At 75.5% G+C, this 21,181-nt stretch carries 20 protein-coding genes and 2 pseudogenes; 11 read left to right on the top strand and 11 right to left on the bottom strand.

Going from position 1 to position 21,181, the window contains the following annotated elements:
- Positions 1-39: 39 nt before the first annotated feature.
- Positions 40-693, top strand: a complete 654-nt coding sequence (locus NHH00_RS00320) for a potassium channel family protein (RefSeq protein WP_087472929.1) — start codon at positions 40-42, stop codon at positions 691-693.
- On the top strand, positions 693-1,421 hold the full coding sequence (locus NHH00_RS00315; RefSeq protein ID WP_253049121.1) for a potassium channel family protein: 729 nt from the start codon (positions 693-695) through the stop codon (positions 1,419-1,421). Before NHH00_RS00320 ends, NHH00_RS00315 begins: the two co-directional genes overlap by 1 nt.
- Positions 1,422-1,448: 27 nt before the next feature.
- Here NHH00_RS00315 and NHH00_RS00310 read toward each other — a convergent pair whose 3' ends face one another.
- The 4 genes from NHH00_RS00310 to dut form a co-directional block, all read right to left on the bottom strand.
- Positions 1,449-2,381: a DUF3159 domain-containing protein gene (locus tag NHH00_RS00310; RefSeq protein WP_253049118.1), complete on the bottom strand. Its 933-nt coding sequence runs from the start codon at positions 2,379-2,381 to the stop codon at positions 1,449-1,451.
- A gap of 113 nt (positions 2,382-2,494) precedes the next feature.
- Positions 2,495-2,869 carry an OB-fold nucleic acid binding domain-containing protein gene (locus NHH00_RS00305; protein ID WP_087471902.1) on the bottom strand — a complete coding sequence of 125 codons (375 nt, stop codon included), beginning with the start codon at positions 2,867-2,869 and terminating at the stop codon, positions 2,495-2,497.
- 1 nt (position 2,870) lies between these two features.
- Positions 2,871-3,620, bottom strand: a complete 750-nt coding sequence (locus tag NHH00_RS00300; RefSeq protein WP_253049115.1) for a DUF3710 domain-containing protein — start codon at positions 3,618-3,620, stop codon at positions 2,871-2,873.
- Between the two features lie 160 nt (positions 3,621-3,780).
- Positions 3,781-4,257, bottom strand: coding sequence for a dUTP diphosphatase (gene dut / locus NHH00_RS00295; protein WP_253049112.1), 477 nt, complete (start codon positions 4,255-4,257; stop codon positions 3,781-3,783).
- Between the two features lie 76 nt (positions 4,258-4,333).
- On the opposite strand from dut, the gene NHH00_RS00290 reads away from it, so the two are divergent.
- Complete coding sequence (locus NHH00_RS00290; RefSeq protein WP_253049110.1) at positions 4,334-4,849, top strand: DUF3093 domain-containing protein; 516 nt, start codon at positions 4,334-4,336, stop codon at positions 4,847-4,849.
- A gap of 83 nt (positions 4,850-4,932) precedes the next feature.
- Here NHH00_RS00290 and NHH00_RS00285 read toward each other — a convergent pair whose 3' ends face one another.
- The 3 genes from NHH00_RS00285 to NHH00_RS00275 all read right to left on the bottom strand — a co-directional run bounded on the left by NHH00_RS00285 (position 4,933) and on the right by NHH00_RS00275 (position 7,063).
- Positions 4,933-5,232 (bottom strand): DUF4193 domain-containing protein, encoded by a 300-nt coding sequence (locus tag NHH00_RS00285; RefSeq protein ID WP_047234722.1) that lies wholly within the window; start codon positions 5,230-5,232, stop codon positions 4,933-4,935.
- Between the two features lie 322 nt (positions 5,233-5,554).
- Complete coding sequence (locus NHH00_RS00280; RefSeq protein ID WP_253049106.1) at positions 5,555-6,406, bottom strand: inositol monophosphatase family protein; 852 nt, start codon at positions 6,404-6,406, stop codon at positions 5,555-5,557.
- Positions 6,407-6,409: 3 nt separating this feature from the next.
- A complete protein-coding gene (locus tag NHH00_RS00275) occupies positions 6,410-7,063 on the bottom strand; it encodes a trimeric intracellular cation channel family protein (RefSeq protein ID WP_253049103.1) in 654 nt (217 codons plus the stop codon).
- Between the two features lie 256 nt (positions 7,064-7,319).
- On the opposite strand from NHH00_RS00275, the gene sepH reads away from it, so the two are divergent.
- Entirely contained in the window at positions 7,320-8,450 is a 1,131-nt protein-coding gene (sepH, locus tag NHH00_RS00270; RefSeq protein ID WP_253049101.1) for a septation protein SepH, read from the top strand.
- 41 nt (positions 8,451-8,491) lie between these two features.
- On the opposite strand, the gene NHH00_RS00265 is transcribed toward sepH, so the two are convergent.
- The 4 genes from NHH00_RS00265 to NHH00_RS00250 all read right to left on the bottom strand — a co-directional run bounded on the left by NHH00_RS00265 (position 8,492) and on the right by NHH00_RS00250 (position 13,898).
- Positions 8,492-9,133, bottom strand: coding sequence for a thymidine kinase (locus NHH00_RS00265; protein WP_253049096.1), 642 nt, complete (start codon positions 9,131-9,133; stop codon positions 8,492-8,494).
- A gap of 96 nt (positions 9,134-9,229) precedes the next feature.
- Positions 9,230-10,426: an alkaline phosphatase family protein gene (locus NHH00_RS00260; protein WP_253049093.1), complete on the bottom strand. Its 1,197-nt coding sequence runs from the start codon at positions 10,424-10,426 to the stop codon at positions 9,230-9,232.
- Positions 10,423-11,016, bottom strand: a complete 594-nt coding sequence (locus NHH00_RS00255; protein WP_253049090.1) for a DUF5998 family protein — start codon at positions 11,014-11,016, stop codon at positions 10,423-10,425. The genes NHH00_RS00260 and NHH00_RS00255 overlap by 4 nt, the downstream gene beginning before the upstream one ends.
- Positions 11,017-11,087: 71 nt before the next feature.
- Positions 11,088-13,898, bottom strand: a complete 2,811-nt coding sequence (locus tag NHH00_RS00250; protein ID WP_253049087.1) for a bifunctional acetate--CoA ligase family protein/GNAT family N-acetyltransferase — start codon at positions 13,896-13,898, stop codon at positions 11,088-11,090.
- A gap of 215 nt (positions 13,899-14,113) precedes the next feature.
- Here NHH00_RS00250 and NHH00_RS00245 point away from each other — a divergent pair, with 215 nt between their 5' ends.
- From NHH00_RS00245 to NHH00_RS00220, 7 genes and pseudogenes are all read left to right on the top strand, one after another.
- Complete coding sequence (locus NHH00_RS00245) at positions 14,114-16,564, top strand: DNA gyrase/topoisomerase IV subunit A (protein WP_253049084.1); 2,451 nt, start codon at positions 14,114-14,116, stop codon at positions 16,562-16,564.
- Between the two features lie 100 nt (positions 16,565-16,664).
- Positions 16,665-17,987 (top strand): PP2C family protein-serine/threonine phosphatase, encoded by a 1,323-nt coding sequence (locus NHH00_RS20890; protein ID WP_253049081.1) that lies wholly within the window; start codon positions 16,665-16,667, stop codon positions 17,985-17,987.
- A pseudogene (locus NHH00_RS21215) lies at positions 17,980-18,519 on the top strand (alcohol dehydrogenase catalytic domain-containing protein); the annotation flags it as partial. The gene NHH00_RS20890 and the pseudogene NHH00_RS21215, both read left to right, overlap by 8 nt.
- A 57-nt stretch (positions 18,520-18,576) precedes the next feature.
- Positions 18,577-19,167: pseudogene (locus NHH00_RS21210) on the top strand (zinc-binding dehydrogenase); the annotation flags it as partial.
- 25 nt (positions 19,168-19,192) lie between these two features.
- On the top strand, positions 19,193-19,600 hold the full coding sequence (locus NHH00_RS00230; protein WP_253049075.1) for a (R)-mandelonitrile lyase: 408 nt from the start codon (positions 19,193-19,195) through the stop codon (positions 19,598-19,600).
- 86 nt (positions 19,601-19,686) lie between these two features.
- Positions 19,687-20,565 carry a helix-turn-helix transcriptional regulator gene (locus NHH00_RS00225; protein ID WP_253049073.1) on the top strand — a complete coding sequence of 293 codons (879 nt, stop codon included), beginning with the start codon at positions 19,687-19,689 and terminating at the stop codon, positions 20,563-20,565.
- Between the two features lie 9 nt (positions 20,566-20,574).
- Positions 20,575-21,144 carry a sugar O-acetyltransferase gene (locus NHH00_RS00220; protein ID WP_253049070.1) on the top strand — a complete coding sequence of 190 codons (570 nt, stop codon included), beginning with the start codon at positions 20,575-20,577 and terminating at the stop codon, positions 21,142-21,144.
- The last annotated feature ends 37 nt before the right edge of the window (positions 21,145-21,181 follow it).

Below are 21,181 nucleotides of genomic sequence, written 5' to 3'. Positions count from 1 at the left end.
CCCGCGAGCGGTAGCGTTCGGTGCGTGCACTTCGTCATCATGGGCTGCGGGCGCGTGGGCGCGACGCTCGCCCAGTCTCTCGAGTCGAGCGGCCACTCCGTCGCCGTCGTCGACCAGAACCCCGACGCGTTCCGGCGCCTCCCGGCCGAGTTCACCGGCAAGAAGGTGACCGGGGTCGGGTTCGACCGCGACACGCTCGTGCAGGCCGGGATCGAGGAGGCCTACGCGTTCGCCGCGGTCTCCGACGGCGACAACTCGAACATCCTCTCCGCGCGCGTCGTGCGGGAGACGTTCGGCGTCGAGAAGGTCGTGGCCCGCATCTACGACCCCCAGCGCGCGGAGATCTACCAGCGCCTCGGCATCCCCACGGTCGCGACCGTGCGCTGGACCGCGGACCAGGTGCTGCGCCGCATGCTCCCGTTCGGCGCGACCGACGAGTACCGCGACCCGTCCGGGCGCGTGCGGCTCGCGCAGGTCGACTTCCACCCCGACTGGGTCGGGCGCACCGTCCGCGCCATCGAGGACGCCACCGGCGCTCGCGTGGCGTTCGTCAGCCGCTTCGGCGACGGGGTCCTCGTCACCGACCGCACCGTCCTGCAGGAGAACGACGTGCTGCACGTGCTCATGGACGACGAGCAGGCCGCCGTCGTCGAACGCAAGCTCACCCACGCTCCGAAGGTCGAGGCCGAGTGATGCGCGTCGTCATCGCCGGGGCGGGCTCGGTCGGCCGCTCGATCGCCCGCGAGCTCCTCAGCCACGAGCACGAGGTCATGCTGATCGACAAGCAGCCGGCGGCCATGCGGGTCGCCCAGGTCGCGGAGGCCGACTGGCTGCTCGCCGACGCGTGCGAGCTCTCGACGCTCGCCGAGGCCAAGGTCGAGGAGTGCGACGTCATCGTGGCGGCCACGGGCGACGACAAGGTGAACCTCGTCGTGTCGCTCCTCGCCAAGACCGAGTTCGGGGTGCCCCGCACGGTCGCCCGCGTGAACAACCCGAAGAACGAGTGGATGTTCGACGAGTCGTGGGGCGTGGACGTCGCCGTCTCGACGCCCCGCATCATGACCGCGATGGTCGAGGAGGCCGTCGCCGTCGGCGACCTCGTCCGCATCTTCACGTTCCACCAGTCCGGCGCGGACATCCTCGAGGTCACGCTGCCGCCGACCTCGCCGCTCGTCGGTCACCGGGTCGGCGAGGTGAGCTGGCCCGCGGACACGGTGCTCGCGGCGATCGTCCGCGGCACGCGGCCGATCGCGCCCAGCCAGGACGACACGCTCGAGGCCGGGGACGAGCTGCTGCTCGTCACGGGCGACGAGGCGGACGAGGGTGCCCTCGGTCGGCTCCTCGCCGGCCGGACCGAGGTGGAGCCGACCGCTCCGGACGCGCCCGTCGAGGCGCCCGAGGCCGACGACACCCTTCTCTGACGGGGCGCGCGGCCGCGGTCGTCGGCTCTACGCCGACGGGGCCGCCGCGCCGTGCGGCCGGCGCACCAGGATCCACGTGAGCCACAGGACGAGGGCCCACAGCGGGATGCCCATGACGAGGCGCGCGGTGCCGAGCCAGCCGACGTCGCCGTCGAGGTAGAGCGGGACCTGGACCGCGAGCCGGGCGGCGAACAGGCCGATCCAGAGCCACGTCGCGGCGGTGTACCGGCGCATCAGGGCCCGGTCGGACCGCCAGGCGCGGGCCCAGCGGGCGAACGCGCCGGGCTCGGCGCCGTCCGCGTCAGCAGGTGCTGCGGCCGACGTCGCGGCCCCCACGGGCTGCTCGGCCGAGGCGTCCGGGGCGGCGGCCGCGTCGGACGTCCCCTCCGCCGTCGTCCCGGCCGACCCGGACGCGCCGCCCGCGCCGAAGCCGCTGCGGAAGCCCTCGACCACGAGCCCGACGAGCGGCCAGCGGGCCAGGACGGAGACGAGGAGCGCGACGAGGTAGGCGGCGTTCGTCCACAGGCCCCACGCGAAGTAGTCCTGCGCCTCGCCCGAGCGCCACGCCCAGACCACGCCGATGCCGACGCCCAGGAGACCGCCGAACGCCTGCGTGACGGGAGTGCGATGGACCAGTCGCGCCGCGACGGCGATCAGCGCCGCCGCGACCGAGGTCACGAGCGCCCACCGCAGGTTCGTCGTGGCGACGTAGACGACGACGAAGACGAGGCCCGGGGCGACCGACTCGACGAGCCCGCGCACGCCCCCGATGGCGTCGGCCACGGAGAAGTCCTGCCCGGCGAGCGCGCGGACGCCGCGGGCGCGACCGTCCTCGGGCGCGGCGACGTCGTCGACGACCGTCTCCGCGACCTCGGCGTCGTGAGCGATCCCCTCCGGCGCGTGCCCGGGGCCGGGACGGCCGTCCGCGGGACCGCCGCTCGCGTCGCTGCTGCTCGTCATCTCGTGGCGTCCTCGGTGGCTCGGGATCGGTCGGTCACGGTCCGGGCGTGCGGCCGATCGGCCACCGCACGTCCGCAGGATCGTACGGCACCGCCGCGCGGGCGGGCGCGAGGTCACTCCCCCGGCTTGGCGAGGAGCTCGTAGCGCGGGTTGAAGATGGTGCGGCGACCGTCGACGTCGCACACCAGGCCCTCGACGAGGGCGCGACGACCGGGCTCGATCCCCGCGATGCGACGACGGCCCAGCCACACGAGGTCCACGACGCCGGAGCCGTCGAACAGCTCCACCTCGACCGTCGGAACGCCCTCGCGCGGCCGCAGCACGACCGACCGCAGGACGCCCGAGATCTTGGCCCGGCGGCGGTTGGGGAGCTCGGACACGGCGCGGCAGCCCTTCTGCCGTGCGGCCTCGGAGCGCTCCTCGTCGGCGGCGAGCTCCTCCTGGGAGGCGAGAGCGGTGCGCCAGGCGTCCCGCAGGGTGGGGGCCATGTCAGCGGATCTCCGTGATCTCCGGCCCACGCGTCAGCGGGTCGAACGAGGGCGCCTCCGGCGCGCCGGCGGGTGCCGGTGCCGCCGCGGCCGGCCCCTTGCCCGGCAGGTGCAGGGCGAGGAGGTCGCGCGGCGGGCGCGGGCTCTGGTCGCGCACGACGACGATGTTGGCGAACACGGACTCGAGCAGCCGGGCCTCGGCAGGGTCGACCGCCGCCTTGCCCGTGAGGACGCCGCGGAGGAACCAGCGGGGGCCGTCGAAGCCCACGAACCGCGCGGGGCGCACGCCCGGGCGCCCGTCCGGCGTCTGCGCGGGGATGCGGGCGAGCAGCTCGCGGCCGAACGGGCCGGGAAGGTCGTCGACCGTGCCGCCCTGCTTGGTCACCGACGCGGCGATCTCGCCGCGGATCTCGTCCCAGATGCCCTCCGTGCGCGGCGCCGCGAAGGCCTGCACCTGCAGCCCGGAGCCCGCCACGGCGCACGCGACGCCGGTGATGCGCTGGGTCTTCTTGTCGACCTCCATGCGCAGCTCCATGCCGGGCACGCCGGGCAGCCACACGGCGCCCAGGTCGAGGCGGGGCCCGCGCTCGGGCACCTGGGAGGAGTCGTACGGGCCGCGGGCCGGCTTCGCGTCGGTCGGGTCGGCGACGGGAGCGCCGTCGTCGACCTGCTCGGACGTCGCGCCCGACGGCGCCGACGGCTCGGGCGACTCGGTCGGCTCGGACGACCTGGAGCGACGGAACAGACCCACGGAGGAACTCCTTCACCTGCCCGGCCCTCGGCCGGGACTCCTCGCGGGGCGCTCGCCCCGCGCTGCTTCCACACTAGCCCGCGCAGCGACGGTCGTGGTGCGACGTTCGCTGTGCGACGACGGGCGTGCGGCTCCCGCGCCGGCGCCCGTCCGCGACCTGTCAGGTCGCCGCGCCCCACCCGCCGCTCGACCCGAAGCCGCCCTCGCCGCGGTGCGAACCGGGCAGCCGCTCGGCCTGCACGAACCGCGCGCGCTCGACCTTCTGCACCACGAGCTGCGCGACGCGGTCGCCGCGGCGCAGGGCGACGGCCTCCCGCGCGTCGGTGTTGAGCAGCGTCACCTTGATCTCGCCGCGGTAGCCGGCGTCGACGGTGCCCGGCGCGTTGACGACCGTCAGGCCGTGCTTCGCGGCGAGACCGGAGCGCGGGTGCACGAACGCCGCGTAGCCGTCGGGCAGCGCGATCGAGACGCCCGTCGGGACGACGACGCGCTCCCCCGGTGCCAGCTCGACGTCGACGGTCGTCACGAGGTCGGCGCCGGCGTCGCCCGGGTGGGCGTAGGACGGCACCGGGACGTCGTCGAGGAGCGTGATGAGGACGTCGACGTCCCCGGTCTCGGGCTGGTGGTGGTTCGGCACCCGGCAGAGCCTAATGGTCCGGGGCGGGCCGGGCGAGCACGTCGGGCGAGGCCCCGACTGCTGGGATGATGGACCCATGACGGACCCCGCCGACCGCAGCACGCCCTCCTCGACCCCGGGAACCGCCGGGGCACCCCGCGCCGAGGGCCTGACGTCGTACCGCGAGCGGCTCGTCCCGGGCGTCGGCGGCTGGGCCGCGGCCCTCGGGTTCGCCCTGGTGCTCGGGATCGCGCTGTGGCCCGCGAGCCACGCGATCGCGCTCGGCGTCGGCGCGCTCGCCGCGGTGGCGGGCGTCGTCGCGCTCTGGTGGACCTCCCCGGTCGTCGCGGTGGCGGACGGCGAGCTCCGCGCCGGGCGTGCGCACGTCCCGGCGTCGCTGCTCGGTCAGGTCACGACCCTGGACGCGGAGGCGATGCGCGTCCAGCTCGGGCCCCGGCTCGACGCCCGCGCCTACGTGTGCCTGCGCGCGTGGGCCCGCACCGGCGTGCACGTGGTGCTCGACGACCCGCAGGACCCGACGCCGTACTGGCTCGTCTCCACACGCCACCCGCAGCGCCTCGCGGACGCGGTCCGGGCCGCACGCGCGTCCTGACGGGTGCGGCGCGAGGCGCCGCCAGGAACGGCGAAGGCCGCCGCCCCGGGGGAGGGGGCGGCGGCCTTCGGGCGTCGTGCAGGTCAGGCGGCGCACTCCGAGCAGATCTGCTGCCCGTTCTTCTCGTACGCGAGCTGGCTGCGGTGGTGCACGAGGAAGCAGCTCGAGCACGTGAACTCGTCGGCCTGACGAGGCAGGACCCGGACGGAGAGCTCCTCGCCGGACAGGTCGGCACCGGGCAGCTCGAAACCTTCCGCCGCCTCGGTCTCGTCCTCGTCAACGACGCCCGAGCTCTTGTCGGAGCGACGAGCCTGGAGCTCCTGGAGCGAGTCCTCGCTGAGCTCCTCTTCACTCTTGCGGGGGGCGTCGTAGTCTGTTGCCATCTGTGGGGTCACTCTCCGGAGTATTCGTCGATCGCGACAGTGCTCGCCCGGGACCACCGGCGATGGCCGGTCGTGCCGGGCGGCACAGGTGCGGGGCGCGGGGGCACCCCGTGACGTGTCGTGCCCCGAGGTCGTCGAGGCGTTGCACGCTGGTCAATGCACGGCGCACCGGAATTGTTCCCGGCGGGCCACCGGATTCTGCACCATTTCCGGGAGGGATGCACCCTGTGGCACCCCGCCCGCCCGGTGTCGTTCGTCACGGGCGAACACGGGGTCGTCCGGGCCGGCCGGGCGGGAACGCTTCCAGTCCGCCCGGTCGCGCTCAGGAGTCCGAGTCGGCGTCCACGTCCTCGAGGATCCGGACGAGCCGGGCGACCGCCTCGGGCGGCCCCGCGACGGTCATCTCGCGGTCCGCGGCACGGCCTCGCAGACCCGTCACGCGCGCGCCCGCCTCGTGCGCGACGAGGGCGCCCGCAGCCATGTCCCACGGGTTGAGGCCGCGCTCGTAGTAGAGGTCGAGCTCGCCCGAGGCGACGAGGCACAGGTCGATCGCCGCGGAGCCGAGGCGACGGATGTCCCGCACCCGGGGCAGCACGTCGACCAGCACGCGCGCCTGCGCGCGGCGCCGCCCCGCGTCGTACCCGAAGCCCGTGCCGACCAGGCACTGCCCCAGGTCGGTCTCGGCGTTCACGCGGACCGGGCGCCCGTCCACCGTCGCCCCGGCCCCGAGGCCCGCGGTCCAGGTGCGGCCGTCGACGACGGAGTGCACCGCACCGGCGAGGACGGTCCACTCGAGCGGGTCCGGCGGGCCCACCACGGCGGCGACGGACACCGCGTACGACGCGATCCCGTAGAGGTAGTTGACCGTGCCGTCGACGGGGTCGATGACCCAGGTGATGCCGGACGTGCCCGCCGACGCGCCCTCCTCCTCGCCGAGGATCGCGTCGTCCGGGCGGGCCGCCGCGATGCCGCGTCGCAGGAGCGCCTCGGAGTCGGCGTCCATGCGCGTCACGACGTCCGTGGCCGTCGACTTCGTGGCGGCCACCTCGACGCGGTCGGGGCGGCCGGAGCGGACGAGGTCCCCGGCCTCGCGCGCGAGGCGCTCGGCGAGGTCGCGCAGGTCGGCCACGGTCACGTCGTCGGGCTGTCGGGGGTCGTCGATGAAGAGGCGCACGGGTCACATCCTGCCCGACCCGCGGCGTGCGGTGCGACCCTCCCAGGGGCCCGGGGCGGACCAGCCCAGACGGAGGGAGACGAGGCGGAAGCCGAACACGAGCGCGAGGACCGCCGCCTGGGAGAGCAGGCCGAGCGCGCCGGCCTCCGCGAGCGCGGCGGTCAGCGCGGCGCCCGCGAGCGCCGGGATCGCGTAGAGCTGCTTGTCCTGGAACAGGAGCGGCGCCTCGTTGGTCAGCAGGTCGCGCAGGATCCCGCCGCCGACGCCGGTGATGACGCCCGCGAAGACCGCCGCGAGCGGGCCCACCCCGTACTCGAGGCCCTTCATCGTGCCGGAGAGCACGAAGAGCGCGAGCGCGCCCGCGTCGAGCACGATGATGCTCCGCCGCAGCCGTTCCAGACGTGGGTGCCAGAAGAACGTCACGACGCCCGCGAGCACCGCGACGGCGACGAGCCGCCAGTCCGAGATCCCGACCGGGGGGATCGCGCCGATCAGGACGTCGCGCAGCAGACCGCCGCCGAGGCCGGCGACCCAGGCGAGGACCAGGACGCCCACGAGGTCGAACCGCTTGCGCACGGCGGCGAGCCCGCCCGAGAGCGCCGCGAAGAAGACGCCGCCGAGCTCGAGGGCGTCGCCGGGCACGAGGTCGAGGATCACACCCGGCATCATCCCAGCCGCCCGCACCCGGGGCGCGGACGAGCGCGCGCCGAGTCCGCGGCACACCGCGCGTGCTGCGCGGCTCGCGGGTGGGACGATGGCACCCTCGAGGGAGCGGTGACGCGGTCGTCGCGGTCCGCCGGCCCGGGAGACGGGGTCGCGGCACGGCACCGGCGACCGGGGCGGCATCGGGCGACCGGGCGGCTCCGGGAGCGGCACCGCGAGCGCCACCGGGCGCGGCGACACGGGAGGGTCCATGGACGAGCTGGAGCTGGTGAGACTGCACGAGGACGGGGAGCACCTCGTCCTGCGCGCGCGGGGCGGCGCGGAGTTCACGCTGCCGATCACCGAGGCGCTGCGCGCGGCCGTGCGCCGCGACCGCCCGCACCTGGAGCACCTGCGCGCGGAGGGCGAGCGCAACCTCGCCCCGCGCGAGATCCAGGCCCGGTTGCGCGCCGGGGAGTCCGTGGAGGCGGTCGCCGAGGCCGCGGGCCTCGGGGTGGAGCACGTGCGCCGCTTCGCGGGCCCGGTCGTCGCCGAGCAGGAGTACGTCGTCGACCGGGTCCGCGCGTCCCGCCAGGGGCACGAGGAGGACTCGCCGACGGTCGGGGAGCTCGTCGCGCAGCGACTCGCCGCGCGCGACGTCGAGCCCGACGCCGTGGAGTGGAGCGCCGCTCGCCAGCCCGGGGCGTCGTGGGTCGTGACCGCGGCGTTCGAGGTCGGGACGGGCAGCCGGACGGCCCGCTGGGAGTACGACGCGGCGACGCGCGCGCTCCAGGCGCTCGACGACGAGGCCCGCTGGCTCTCGGGCACCGACGCCCCGCGCGACCCGACGCCCGGCGCCGTCGCGGTGTTCGACGTCGACGCGACGGGGCGCGGCCGGGGGCTCCGTGCCGCTCCCCCGACCCCGCCCGACGACGGGACGGCCGAGCTCCTCGACGACCTGAGCCAGCGCCGGGGCGTGCGCCCCCGCAAGGCCCCGGCCGGCCCCGTCGAGGTCGAGGGTCAGGAGCCGTTCGAGGGGTTCGGGCCGCAGGTGGGGGCCCGGCACGACGAGGACGCGTCGCAGGACGCTCCGGACGACACGGCCGCACCCGCGGGGGCGACCGTGGTCCACCTCCCGACCGTCCGTCCGCTCGACGCGGTGCGCCTCCCGGACCCGGTGCCCGACGACGCCCCGGACGACCCCTCCTCGGGCCCGCAGGACGGCGCGGGCGGCCCTCCTCCGCGCGAGGAGCGCTCGGGCGGCACGGTCTCGGTGGACGCGGACGAGCCGCAGCGCGCGGCGCGGCCCCAGACCGCGCGCGAGCCCCGCAAGGGCAAGAACCGCTCGCGCGCGACGGTCCCGAGCTGGGACGAGATCGTGTTCGGGGCGCGCCCCGAGTAGGCGCAGCGCGCCGGCCGAGGGCACCGTCGCCGGGCGCCTGCTCAGTGCGGCAGGTCGAACGGCAGCCCGTCGGCCGCGGCCTGGCGGCGCGCGACGGCCGTGGTCATGCGGCGCATGTGGTGCCGACGGCACAGCACCTCGTAGCCGATCTCCCCCGAGCCCGCCCCGACGTCCCCGACGACGACCTGGTCGCCCTCGATGACCATGCTCCCGTCGACCGTGCGGGCGTTGTGCGTCGCGCGTCGGCCGCACCAGCACAGCGACTCGACCTGCAGCACCTCGACCCGGTCGGCGAGCTCGATGAGCCGGGCCGAGCCGGGGAAGAGCCGCGTACGGAAGTCGGCCGTGATGCCGAACGCGAAGACGTCGATCTCCGTCTCGTCGACGAGCCGCGCGAGCTGCTCCACCTGCGCCGGAGAGTAGAACTGCGCCTCGTCGCAGACCAGGTAGTCCACCGGGTCCAGCTCGGCCGTGACGAGCGACCAGAAGTCCGTGTCGTCGCGCACCTCGCGCGCGACGACCTCGAGCCCGAGCCGCGACGAGAGCCGGTCGGAGCCGGCCCGGTCGTTGCGGGAGAAGATGAGCCCCCGGCGGCCGCGCGCGGCGTGGTTGTGGTCGAGCTGCAGGGCGAGGGTGGACTTGCCGCAGTCCATGGTCCCGGAGAAGAAGACGAGCTCGGCCATCGGGCGTTCCTTCGCGAGGTCGGTGCGGGTCGGTGCGGGTCGGTCGGTGCGGTCGCGGGCGGCCGCGTCGTGGCGTGGCGCGGGGCGTCGCCGGGGTCAGGTCCCCGCGACGAGCAGCGGGACGCGCATCTCGCGCTCGGTGAGCGAGCCGTGCACGCCGACGAGCGCGAGCGACGCAGGCGTCTGGGTGCGCGAGTCGACCACCGTGGCGCGGCCGCGCAGCGCGACGATCACGTCGCCCGCCGCCGCGACCGCCTCCGGCCGCGGGTCGGGCCCGAGGAGACCCAGGGCGAGCACCTCCTCGCGCTCGAGGACGAGCGCGTCGTCGCCCAGGACGTCGCGCCAGCGCGCCGCGACGGCGGTCGTCTCCCCCGGCTCCGTGTAGACGTGCACCGCGCGCGGCTCGCCGCCGACGAGCGCGACGCCCCGCGCGAGCACCGGGTCCGTGGCGACGTCGCGACGCAGGGCCGGGTCGACGTCGACCATCCCGTGGTCCGCGGTGACGAGCACGAGGGTGCCGCGCGGGACCGACCGGGCGAGGCGGGCGAGCTCGCGGTCGAGCGCCTCGAGCTCGTCGCCCCACTGCCAGGACGTGCTGCCGTGGTGGTGCCCCGCCTTGTCCACCTCGCCCCAGTACAGATAGACGAGGCCCGGCCGGGACAGGGCCCGCACCGCGGCGTCGACGCGCGCCCCGAGTCCCTCGGCGGCCGCGTACGCCCCTCCCCGCAGGGCGGCGACCGTCATGCCGGACCCGGCGAACCGCGCGGGGCCGGTCGAGGTCACGGCGAGGTCCGCCGCGGCGAGCCGCTCGAGCACGGGCGTCTCGCGCTGGAGCTCCGCGGGCGGCGGGGCGCCGTCCCACGACACCATGTTGGCGAGCCCGCCCGTCGCCGGGTTGCGCTGCGTGTACCCGAGCATGCCGGTGCGGCCGGGTGCCGTGCCGGTGCCGAACGCGCCGATCGCGGCGGCCGTCGTGCTGGGGAAGGTCGAGGTGAGCGCCCGCGCGTCGGGCAGGAGCGAGCGGAGGAACGGCGCGTGCCCGGCGCGCTCCGCGAGGTTGACGTGCCCCAGCCCGTCGACGAGGACGACGCACACCCGCTCGGCGCGCGGCAGGTCGAGCGCCGAGCGCGCTTCCTCGCTCCCGAGTCCCGTGGCGGTCGCGAACCGGACGCCGAGCGCGCCCGCCGCCCCGGGGAGCACGGCGGCGAGGCCGCCGAGCCCGAGGTCGGGCGCGAGCAGGCCCGCGGGGAGCGCGGGGGTGGCAGGGGCCTCGTCCGTGCGTGCCTCGCTCACCGGGCGCTGTGCCTCGCGGTGGCGCGCGAGAGGGCGCGCGCGAAGTCGACCGCGGCGCGCACGGCGTCACGACCCTCCGCCTCGGCGCTCACGCGGACGACGACGTCGTCCGGCGTGATCTGCCCCGTGAGCCCGTGGTCGGCGTCGCAGCTCGGGTCCGCGCACCCTGCGGGCTCGAGGTCGACGCGCGAGACCGCGCCCCAGCCGAGGGCGAGCGTCACCTCGAGCGGGGCGGCGCCCGCGCGGTGCTCGTGCGGCTCGGCCACGACGTGCGTGAGCGACACGGACCGCACCTCGGCCAGCGGCACCGACTCGGTCGTGGCGGCGGCGGACGCGGACGGGTTCTCGCTGTCGGCCGGGTGGTCGTCGACGTGCGCCGTGACGAGCCGCGTGGGGGTCAGGACGAGCACGGTGAGGTGCCGGCGCACCTCGGACGCGTCGAACGTCGTCTCCGGGAGCACGAGGTGCGAGACGATCTCCTCCCCCGCGACCGCGAGGTCGAGGACGTCCGCGACGAGCTCCGGGTAGTAGCCGGCGCGGTGGAGCTGGGTCGTCAGGTCGGTCCAGGGGTTCGAGGTTGCTGAGGGCACCCGCGCATTCTCCCATCCGGCGAGCGGCCGCGGCCACCCGCTCGTACCGCCTGTGGACGGACGACCGGACGTCAGCCCGGCAGCGCGCGGCGCAGCGCGTCGGCGCGCTGGGCGTCCGCGAGCGTGACGCGCGCGCTGAGCACCGCGGCCTCGTGCTCGGACACGACGACGGGGTAGAGCTCGAGGCTGCGCACCTCCGGCAGGTCGTCTGCGAGCACGGACACCCGCGCCAGGACGTCCTCGAGCGCGGCCGTGGCCACGACGTGCGTGCCCATGTACCCGAAGAGCCGCGGCGCCGCCCGCACCGAGCGCACCATGGCCGCGACGTCCACGTCGGTCAGCGGCGGCACCCCGTACGCGACGTCGCCCAGAAGGTCGACCGCGTCACCCGCGAGGCCGAACGACACGACCGGCCCGAAGAGCTGGTCCTCCGTCGAGCGCACCACGCACGCGACGCCCGCGTCGGCCATCGCCTGCACCTCGAACGGCTGGTCGGCGGCTCCGGGCAGCACGGCCGCGAGCGCCTCGCGCATCTGCGCGACGTCGGACCGCAGCTCCGCCTCGTCCGCGATGTCGAGGCGCACGCCGCCGAGGTCCGCGCGGTGGCGCAGCCCGGCCGCCGTGCTCTTGAGCGCGACGGGCCAGCCGATCTCGCGCGCGGCCGCGACGGCCTCGTCGGCGGTCCGGACGCGGCGGGCGGGCCACACGCGGACGCCGTAGCACCCGAGCAGCTCGGCGGTCGTCGCGGGGTCGAGGTCGATGGCGTCCCGGCCCGCCAGGGCGCTCTCGACGAGGGCGCGGGCGCGGCTCGCGTCGACGCCCGCGGGGCGCACCGGCGTCCCGTGGTCCGCCTCGCGCCAGCGGGCGTAGCGCACGACGGCCCCGAGCGCGGCGACCGCGTCCTCGGGCGTGGAGTAGGCCGGGACCCGCAGCAGGACGTCGGACGCACCGCCCGACGCGTCGGGCGCCGGGGCCGCGAGCTCGTCGGTGAGGCCGTGGAGCCCGAGCATGCTCGCGACCGTCGTGCGGCCCGTGCGCGCCGCCGCGCGCGCGACGGCCCGGGAGAGGTCCTCGCGGCGCGGGTGCACCACGGGGACCTGGACCACCACGACGACGTCGCACGCGTCGGGCGCGTAGAGCGCGTCGACCGTGGCGGCGAGCTCGTCCGACGACGCGTCCTCGGGCAGGAAGTCCGACCGTGCGACGACGAGACCCGCCGACGACGACGCCTCCGCGACGAGCGCGGCGAGCGACGCCGAGCTGGCGAGGATGCCGACGCGGCGCCCTCCCGGGAGCGGCTGGTGCGCGAGGAGCTGGGCGATGTCGATCATGTGGTGCGTGTTCTCGGCCCGGATCACGCCCGACTGGCGCAGCATCTCCTCGAGCGTGCGGCGGGGCGCCCGCGTCGAGCGCACGGCATGGCCCGGCGGCACGACCTGGCCGGAGCGTCCGGCCGTGACGACCACGACGGGCTTGACCGACGCGAGGCGGCGCGCGATGCGCGAGAACTTGCGCGGGTTGCCGATCGACTCGAGGTACAGGCAGACCACCTGCGTCGCGGCGTCGTCCTGCCAGTACTGCATGAGGTCGTTGCCCGACACGTCGGCCCGGTGCCCCGCGGACAGGAACGACGACACGCCCAGCCCGCGTCGCGCCGTGGTCGCGAGCAGCGTGACGCCCATGGGCGCCGACTGGCTGAACAGGCCCACGACGCCGGGCAGCGGCAGGTCCTCGGCGAGCGTCGCCGCGAGCGCGGGCCGCTCGCGGGTCTCGCCCGTGCGCAGCAGGCCGTAGCTCGCGGGCCCGACGACGCGGAGCCCCGCCGTGTGCGCGACGCGCAGGAGCTCGCGCTGGAGCGCGAGCCCGTCCGGCCCGGTCTCGGCGAACCCGGCGGACAGCACGACGACGCCGCGCACCTCGTGGCGCGCGAGCTGGCGGACCGCCTCGATCGCGTCCGAGGGCGGCAGCGCCACGACCGCGAGGTCCACGGGGCCCGGGACGTCGGCGAGGGTCGCGTGCGTGCGGGGCGCCGCCCCGCCGTCGGGCCCGCCCACGCCGGCACCCACCACGTGGACGGTCACGTCGGGGCTGCGCACGAGCGCGGCCAGGGCGCGGTGCGCGAGGACGCGGTCGAGGGGCGCGCCGTCGGGGTCCTGGCCGTCGTCGACCGGCGCGCCCGGACCCACGAGCACGACGCTCGTCGCACCGAGCAGCCCCTGCATGCTGCGCGCCTCCGCGCGGTGCTCGCGGTCCGCCATGACGGCCCGCGACCGTTCCGTGGGGTCGAGGTCGACGCTCACCTGGACGAACCCGTCGTCCATCTGCTGGCGCACGTCGTACCCGGCCTCGCGGAAGACGGCGAGCATCTTGCCGTTCTGCGGCAGCACCTCGGCGGTGAAGCGCCGCACGCCGCGCTCGCGCGCCGCCGCGGCGACGTGCTCGAGCAGCACGGACCCCAGCCCTCGGCCCTGCGCCGAGTCGGCGATGTTGAAGGCGACCTCGGCCTCGCTCGCGCCCGTGCGGTCGAAGCGCGCGACGCCGATGATGTCCTCGCCGACGTCGCCGGCCCTCTCCTCGCCGGCCGGTTCCGCGGGTCCGGCCGCCTCGTCGCGCGGACGGACCGCGACGAGCGCGACGCGGTCGACGTGGTCGACCCGCGTGAACCGCTCCAGGTCGCGCTCCGAGAGCCGTTCCATGGGGGCGAAGAAGCGCAGGTACGTCGAGCGCTCGGACTGGCCCACGTGGAATCGCTGGAGCGCGTCGGCGTCCTCGGGGCGGATGGGGCGCACGTGCGTCGTCGTCCCGTCGCGCAGGACGACGTCCGCCTCCCACTCCACCGGGTACCGGTCCGGGCCCCGCCCGGCTGCGCCGCCGTCGCTCACGCCCCCAGGCTATGCGGTGGGCGGCGCGGTGCGCCTGCGCCACCCCGGCCCGACCAGGGAGGACAATGGTCCCTCGACAGGCGACGCGACGCGGCGTGTCGGACGGTTGGCGTACCCTCGCGTGCGGCGCGCGACCGCAGCACGTCACCACCGGCGCACGCCGGCACAGATCCCGCGCCCTCGCGGCGCACCGAACGGCAGGAGCCCGCAGGCACATGGCGCGCAAATCCTCGACCCCCTCGCTCGACCCGGCCGAGGTGAACGAGAAGATCGTCGACGTCGACGTCCAGGCGGAGATGGAGACGTCGTTCCTCGAGTACGCCTACTCCGTCATCTACTCCCGCGCCCTGCCCGACGCGCGCGACGGCCTCAAGCCCGTCCAGCGCCGCATCCTCTACATGATGGCCGACATGGGCCTGCGCCCCGACCGCGCGCACGTGAAGTCGGCGCGCGTCGTCGGCGAGGTCATGGGCAAGCTGCACCCGCACGGGGACGCCGCGATCTACGACGCGCTCGTGCGCCTCGCGCAGGACTTCTCGCTGCGCCTCCCGCTCGTCGACGGGCACGGCAACTTCGGCACGCTCGACGACGGCCCCGCCGCCTCCCGGTACACCGAGGCGCGCCTCGCTCCCCCGTCGCTCGCGATGACGGCGGGGCTCGACGAGGACGTCGTCGACTTCGTGCCGAACTACGACAACAAGCTCCAGCAGCCCGAGGTGCTCCCGGCGGCGATCCCCAACCTGCTCGTCAACGGGGCGTCGGGCATCGCGGTCGGCATGGCCACCAACATGGCGCCGCACAACCTCGTCGAGGTCGTCGCCGCGGCACGCCACCTCGTCGCGCACCCGGACGCCGACCTCGACGCGCTCATGCGGTTCGTCCCCGGCCCCGACCTGCCGACGGGCGGCAAGATCGTCGGTCTCGACGGCGTCCGCGACGCCTACCGCACGGGCCGCGGCACCTTCCGCACGCGCGCCACCGCCCGCGTGGAGAACCTCACCCCGCGCCGCAAGGGCATCGTCATCACCGAGCTGCCGTACCTCGTCGGCCCGGAGAAGGTGATCGAGAAGATCGCCGAGGGCGTCAAGACGAAGAAGATCCAGGGCATCACCGCCGCGACCGACCTCACGGACCGCGAGCACGGGCTGCGGATCGTCGTCGAGGTGAAGACGGGCTTCAACCCCGAGGCCGTGCTGGAGCAGCTCTACAAGTTCACGCCGCTCGAGGACTCGTTCGGCATGAACAACGTCGCGCTCGTCGACGGGCAGCCGCGCACGCTCGGCCTGCGCGAGATGCTCGACGTCTGGGTGAAGCACCGCATCACGGTCATCGAGCGCCGATCGAGGTACCGGCTGCGCAAGCGGTCCGAGCGGCTCCACCTCGTGGACGGCCTGCTCATCGCCATCGTCGACATCGACGAGGTCATCCAGGTGATCCGCTCGTCCGACGACGCCGCGACGGCCCGCGGGCGCCTGCAGACCGTGTTCGACCTCTCCGAGCCGCAGGCCGAGTACATCCTCGAGCTCCAGCTCCGCCGCCTCACCAAGTTCTCGCGCATCGAGCTCGAGAAGGAGCAGGAGACGCTGCGCCGCGAGATCGAGGAGCTCCAGGAGATCCTCGGGAGCGACGCGAAGCTGCGCGCCGTCGTGTCGGCAGAGATGGCGGACGTCGCCAAGACGTACGGCACCCCGCGCCGCACCATCCTCCTGGAGTCGGCCGGCGCCGCGCCGACCACGACCGCGGCCGTCCCGCTCGAGGTCGCGGACACGCCCTGCTGGGCGCTGTTCTCCGCCACCGGTCTGCTGGCCCGCACGAGCGACGAGACGGAGCCGGCGCGCTCCGGCCCGCGCGCCGCCCACGACGTGCTGCGCGCCGCCGTCCGCACGACGGCGCGCGGTGAGGTCGGGCTCGTCACGAGCCGCGGGCGGATGGTCCGCGTCTCCGTGCTCGACCTGCCCGCGCTGCCGCCCACCGACAGCGCGCCGAGCCTGTCCGGCGGCGTGCCGCTCAGCGAGGTCGTCGCGCTCGCGCCCGGCGAGGAGGCCGTGACGATCGCGTCGCTCGACCCCGACGCTCCCCCGCTCGCCCTCGGCACCGCACAGGGCGTCGTCAAGCGCGTCGCCCCCGGCGACGTGCCGAGCAACCGCGACGACTGGGAGGTCATCGGCCTCAAGGACGGCGACACCGTCGTCGGCGCGGCGCCCGCGACCGACGCGGACGAGGTCGTGTTCGTCAGCACCGACGCGTCGCTGCTGCACTTCGACGCGTCCGCGGTGCGGCCCCAGGGGCGTGCGGCCGGCGGCATGGCCGGCATCCGGCTCGCGGACGGCCACCGGGTCGCGTTCTTCGGCGTCGTGCCGGCCGACGTGCGCGACCTCGGGGTCGTCGTCACCGTCGCCGGGTCGTCGGGCGCCCTCGCGGGCACCCAGACCGGGGCCGGCAAGGTCACGCCGTACGAGCTCTACCCCGGCAAGGGCCGCGGCACCGGCGGCGTCCGGGCGCAGCGGTTCCTCAAGGGCGAGGACGCGCTGATCCTCGCGTGGGTCGGCCAGGGTCCCGCCCGCGCCACAGGCTCCGGCGGCCAGGCCGTCGACCTGCCGGAGGTCGACCAGCGCCGCGACGGGTCCGGCACGCCGCTCGCCTCGCCGGTCACGGCCGTCGGGTAGCTCGCGGACGACGGCCCCCTGGGGGAACGCCCGGGCGCCCCGAGCAGGCGTCGAGGTCGCTCGCCCTTGCGAGTGCCCGCGAGAGGCGCAGGCTCGTGGTGTGGCAGGGAACCAGGGGGGCGCCGTCCGGACGCCTCGCGACGCGGACGGGGCCGCCGGCCCCGTCGACTACCACGCCGTCTTCGCGGTCCTCACGGCGCCCAAGGCCGTGCTCTCCCCGGACCTCACGGTGCTCGACGCCAACGAGTCGCTGCTGCGCACGATCGACGTGCCCGCGAGCGCCGTCGTCGGCCGCCACTACCTCGACGTGTTCCCCGCTCACGGCCCCGACGGCAGCTCCGTCGAACGGGTCGTCCGGTCGCTCGAGAGGGTCGCACGCACGGGCCGCCTCGAGATGATCGGGCCGCACCGGTACGACCTGCGCCGCCCCGACGGCAGGTGGGCCGAGCGGTGGTGGATCACGACCAACCTCCCCGTCCTGGACGCGGGCGGTCGGGTGTCGGCCGTCGTGCACCGCGCCGAGGACGTGACGAGCGTCGTGCTCGCGCGCGGCCCCGCGGCGCCCGACACCGGCCGGGGCGAGGTGAGCGACTGCCCGGACGCGATGTCGCTCGTCGACCGCGCGCTGCTCCTCGGCTCGTCGGTCGACCGCTACGCCGAGGTGATCACGCGCGAGCGGAGCGCGTCGCTCGCGATCCAGGACTCGATCCTCACCCCGCCCCCCGACATTCCGGGGCTGGCGATCGACGTGCGTTACCGGCCGGCGGTCCCCGAGGTGCACGTCGGCGGCGACTGGTACGACGCGTTCGTGCACCCCGACGGCGAGACGACCGTCGTCGTCGGCGACGTGACCGGGCACGACGTCGCCGCCGCGGCCCACATGGGCCACCTGCGCGGCGTCCTCCGCTCCGTCGCCTTCGCGACCGACGCCGGCCCTGCCACCGCGCTCGACGCCGCCGAGCAGACCGCCGAGGGGCTCGGCCTCCAGGCGCTGGCGACGGTCGCCGTCGCGCGCATCGGCGCCCCCGGACCTGCCGGACGGCGCGCGGTCCGCTGGGCGAGCGCCGGGCACCTCCCGCCGGTCGTGCGCCGCGCGGACGGGACCGCGCACCTGCTCACGGCGCGCCCGTCGCCCATGCTCGGCGTCGGGCTGGGCGGCCCGCGCACCGAGCACGAGGCGTCGCTCGACCCGGGCGACACGCTCCTGCTCTACACCGACGGGCTCGTCGAGCGCCGGGACCGGTCGTTGCGCGAGGTGCTCGACGAGCTCCCGGGCCGGGTCGAGGGGCTCGGCGACGTGGCCCCCGAGGAACTGCTGGACGCGCTCCTCGCGGAGCTCGTCCCCCACGGCGCCCAGGACGACGTCGCCCTCGTCATGGTGCACGTCGACGACGGGGAGCCTTCCACCGGGCCCGATGTCTGACCGTCCCCCGGTCGCTGCACCGATCCGGTCGTGGGAGGTACTGCCAGAACCCTGTAGGAGCGGGACTCCCAGGAGTACGCGCACCCGGTGTCGAATGGTGATCGCACCCAGTTCCCCACCGGCAACGGAGAGCTCCTTGAAGGCCACCGTCATCTACGGCGCGCGCGACGTCCGCGTCGAGACCCGCCCCGACCCGACGATCGTCGAGCCGACCGACGCGATCGTGCGCGCGGTGCGCGCGTGCGTGTGCGGGTCCGACCTGCACCCCTACCGTTCCATGCCGCACACCGACCAAGGCGTCCCGATCGGGCACGAGCTCCTCGGCATCGTGGAGGAGACCGGTTCTGCCGTCACGACCGTCCGCGCGGGCGACCTCGTGATCGCGCCGTTCGCGTGGTCGGACAACACGTGCCCCGTGTGCCGCGACGGCTTCCAGACCGCGTGCCCGCACGGCGGGTTCTACGGCAACCCCGGCGACGTGGGTGGCCAGCAGGCCGAGCTCGCGCGCATCCCGCTCGCGGACGGCAGCCTCGTCGCCGTGCCGGACGTCGACGAGACGAGCCCGCTCCTCCCCTCGCTGCTCACCCTCTCGGACGTGTACCTCACCGGCTACCACGCGGCGCACAGGGCACGCGTCTCCGCGCGGACGACCGTCACCGTCATCGGCGACGGCGCCGTCGGGCTGTCCGCCGTGCTCGCCGCACGGCAGATGGGCGCCGAGCGCATCATCCTCATGGGCCGCCACACGTCGCGGACCGACCTGGGGCGCGAGTGGGGCGCGACCGACGTCGTCGCCGAGCGGGGCGCCGAGGGGATCCAGCGGGTCCGTGACCTCACCGGCGGCCTGGGCAGCCACGTCGTGCTGGAGGCCGTCGGGCACATGCCCGCCTACGAGCAGTCCTACGGCGTCGTGCGCGCGGGGGGCGTGATCAGCCGCGTCGGCGTCCCGCAGTACGAGGACGCACCGGTCGGGTTCGGCTCGCTCTTCGGCCGCAACATCACGCTCACCGGCGGGCCCGCACCCGTCCGCGCGTACCTCGAGGACGCGATCCCGCAGGTGCTCCGCGGGGAGATCGACCCCGGCCGGGTGTTCGACAAGACCGTCGCGATCGACGACATCGCCGAGGGTTACGCCGCGATGGACCGCCGCGAGTCCCTCAAGACGCTCGTCGCGTTCTGAACGACGTCCTGACAGGAGGAGAGACATGAGCACCGAGAGGCAGCCGACGACGCCGACCGTGAAGGGACCCGCCTCGTGGTTCACCGGTGACGTCTGGTTCAACTCCTACTACGCGGGCACGGAGCCGTCGCGGGCGCGCCTGAACCTCGTCCGCTTCGCCCCCGGCGCGCACACCGCGTGGCACCGGCACGCCGTCGGGCAGACGCTGCACGTCACCGAGGGGTTCGGCTACGTGCAGTCGCGGGGCGACGAGGTCGTCGAGCTCCGGCCGGGCGACACCGTCTACACGCCCCCGGGCGAGTGGCACTGGCACGGCGCGAGCGGTGACAGCTTCCTGTGCCATCTCGCGCTGTGGGAGGCGCCCGCGCCCGGCGTCGACGAGCCCGAGACGACGTGGGGCGACCTCCTCGCCCCAGAGGAGTACCCGGGCTGACGTGCCCCCGCGCGGGTGGGAGGCCACGGCACTCCCGCCCGCGCGGCCCGCCGTCGTCCCGACGTACCGTGAAAGACGTGGAGGCCATGGACAACCGTTCCGAGGTGCGCGAGTTCCTCATGAGCCGCCGGGCCCGGGTGACCCCCGAGCAGGCCGGCATCGAGACGTTCGGCGGCCGTCGCCGCGTCGCGGGACTACGCCGCGACGAGGTCGCCCGGCTCGCCGGCGTGAGCGTGGACTACTACACGCGGCTCGAGCGCGGAAACCTGCGGGGCGTGTCCGACGTCGTGCTCGAGTCGGTGGCGCGTGCCCTGCTCCTCGACGCGGCCGAGCGCGAGCACCTGCTCGACCTCGCGCGCACCGCCAACCCCGTCGGCGCCCGCCCGCGGCGCGGCCACGGCGACACCCCGGTGCGCCCCGAGCTGCAGTACCTGCTCGACGCGATCACGACGGCGCCCGCGTTCATCCAGAACAACCGCATGGACCTCGTCGCGGCCAACGCGCTCGGGTACGCGATGTACGCGCCGATGACCGCGGGCTCCGCGGGCCCGGCGAACTTCTCGCGGCACATCTTCCTCGACCCCGCGTCGCACGACTTCTACCCCGACTGGGACCGCGCGGCGTGGACGAACGTCACGATCCTGCGCCGCGAGGCCGGCCGCAGCCCGCACGACCGGCGCCTCCAGGCGCTCGTGGGCGAGCTCTCGACGCGGAGCGAGCGGTTCCGCGAGCTGTGGGCGTCCCACGACGTGCGCCGCCACTACGCCGGGCAGAAGACGTTCCGCCACCCCGTCGTCGGGGACCTCGAGCTGCACTACCAGACGCTCGAGCTCCACGGCGACCCCGGGCTCGGCATGACCGTGTACACCGCGACGCCCGGTTCCACGACCGAGGAGTCGCTGCGCCTGCTCGCGTCGTGGGCGGCCACAGAGGCCCCGGCAACCACACCGTCGCGCACCGACTGAGAGGAACCCATGGACCTGGACGACCTGCTGGCCGAGCTCGACGCCGGGCGGACGATCCCCGGCGGCTCGCCGCTGCACGCCGTCATGCACCGCACCAGCCAGGAGGCGCTGCGCATCGCCGGCGAGCTCAACGGCGCGTACCGCTCGCCCGAGCGCGTCCGCGAGCTCCTCGCGGAGCTGACGGGCAGGCCCGTGCACGAGTCCGTGACCCTCTTCCCGCCGTTCACGGCCGACTTCGGCAAGAACATCACCCTCGGCCGGGACGTCTTCCTCAACTCCGGCTGCCGATTCCAGGACCAGGGCGGCATCACCGTCGGGGACGGCTGCCTCATCGGGCACAACGCCGTCCTCACGACGCTCAACCACGACCTCGACCCGGCCCGGCGCGCCGACATGCACCCCGCGCCCGTAATCCTCGGCCGCAACGTGTGGCTCGGCGCCAACGTGACCGTCCTTCCCGGGGTGACGATCGGGGACGACGCCGTCGTCGGGGCCGGCTCCGTCGTCACCCGGGACGTCCCCGCACGCACCGTCGTCGTCGGCACGCCCGCGCGCGTCGTCCGCTCGCTCGACGCCTGAGGTCGGATCAGCGGCAACCGGATCAGCGGGCACCGGC

This window comes from Cellulosimicrobium cellulans (assembly GCF_024124905.1).
GTDB classification, from domain to species: domain Bacteria; phylum Actinomycetota; class Actinomycetes; order Actinomycetales; family Cellulomonadaceae; genus Cellulosimicrobium; species Cellulosimicrobium cellulans_G.
This window is presented reverse-complemented; position numbering and strand designations above follow the sequence as displayed.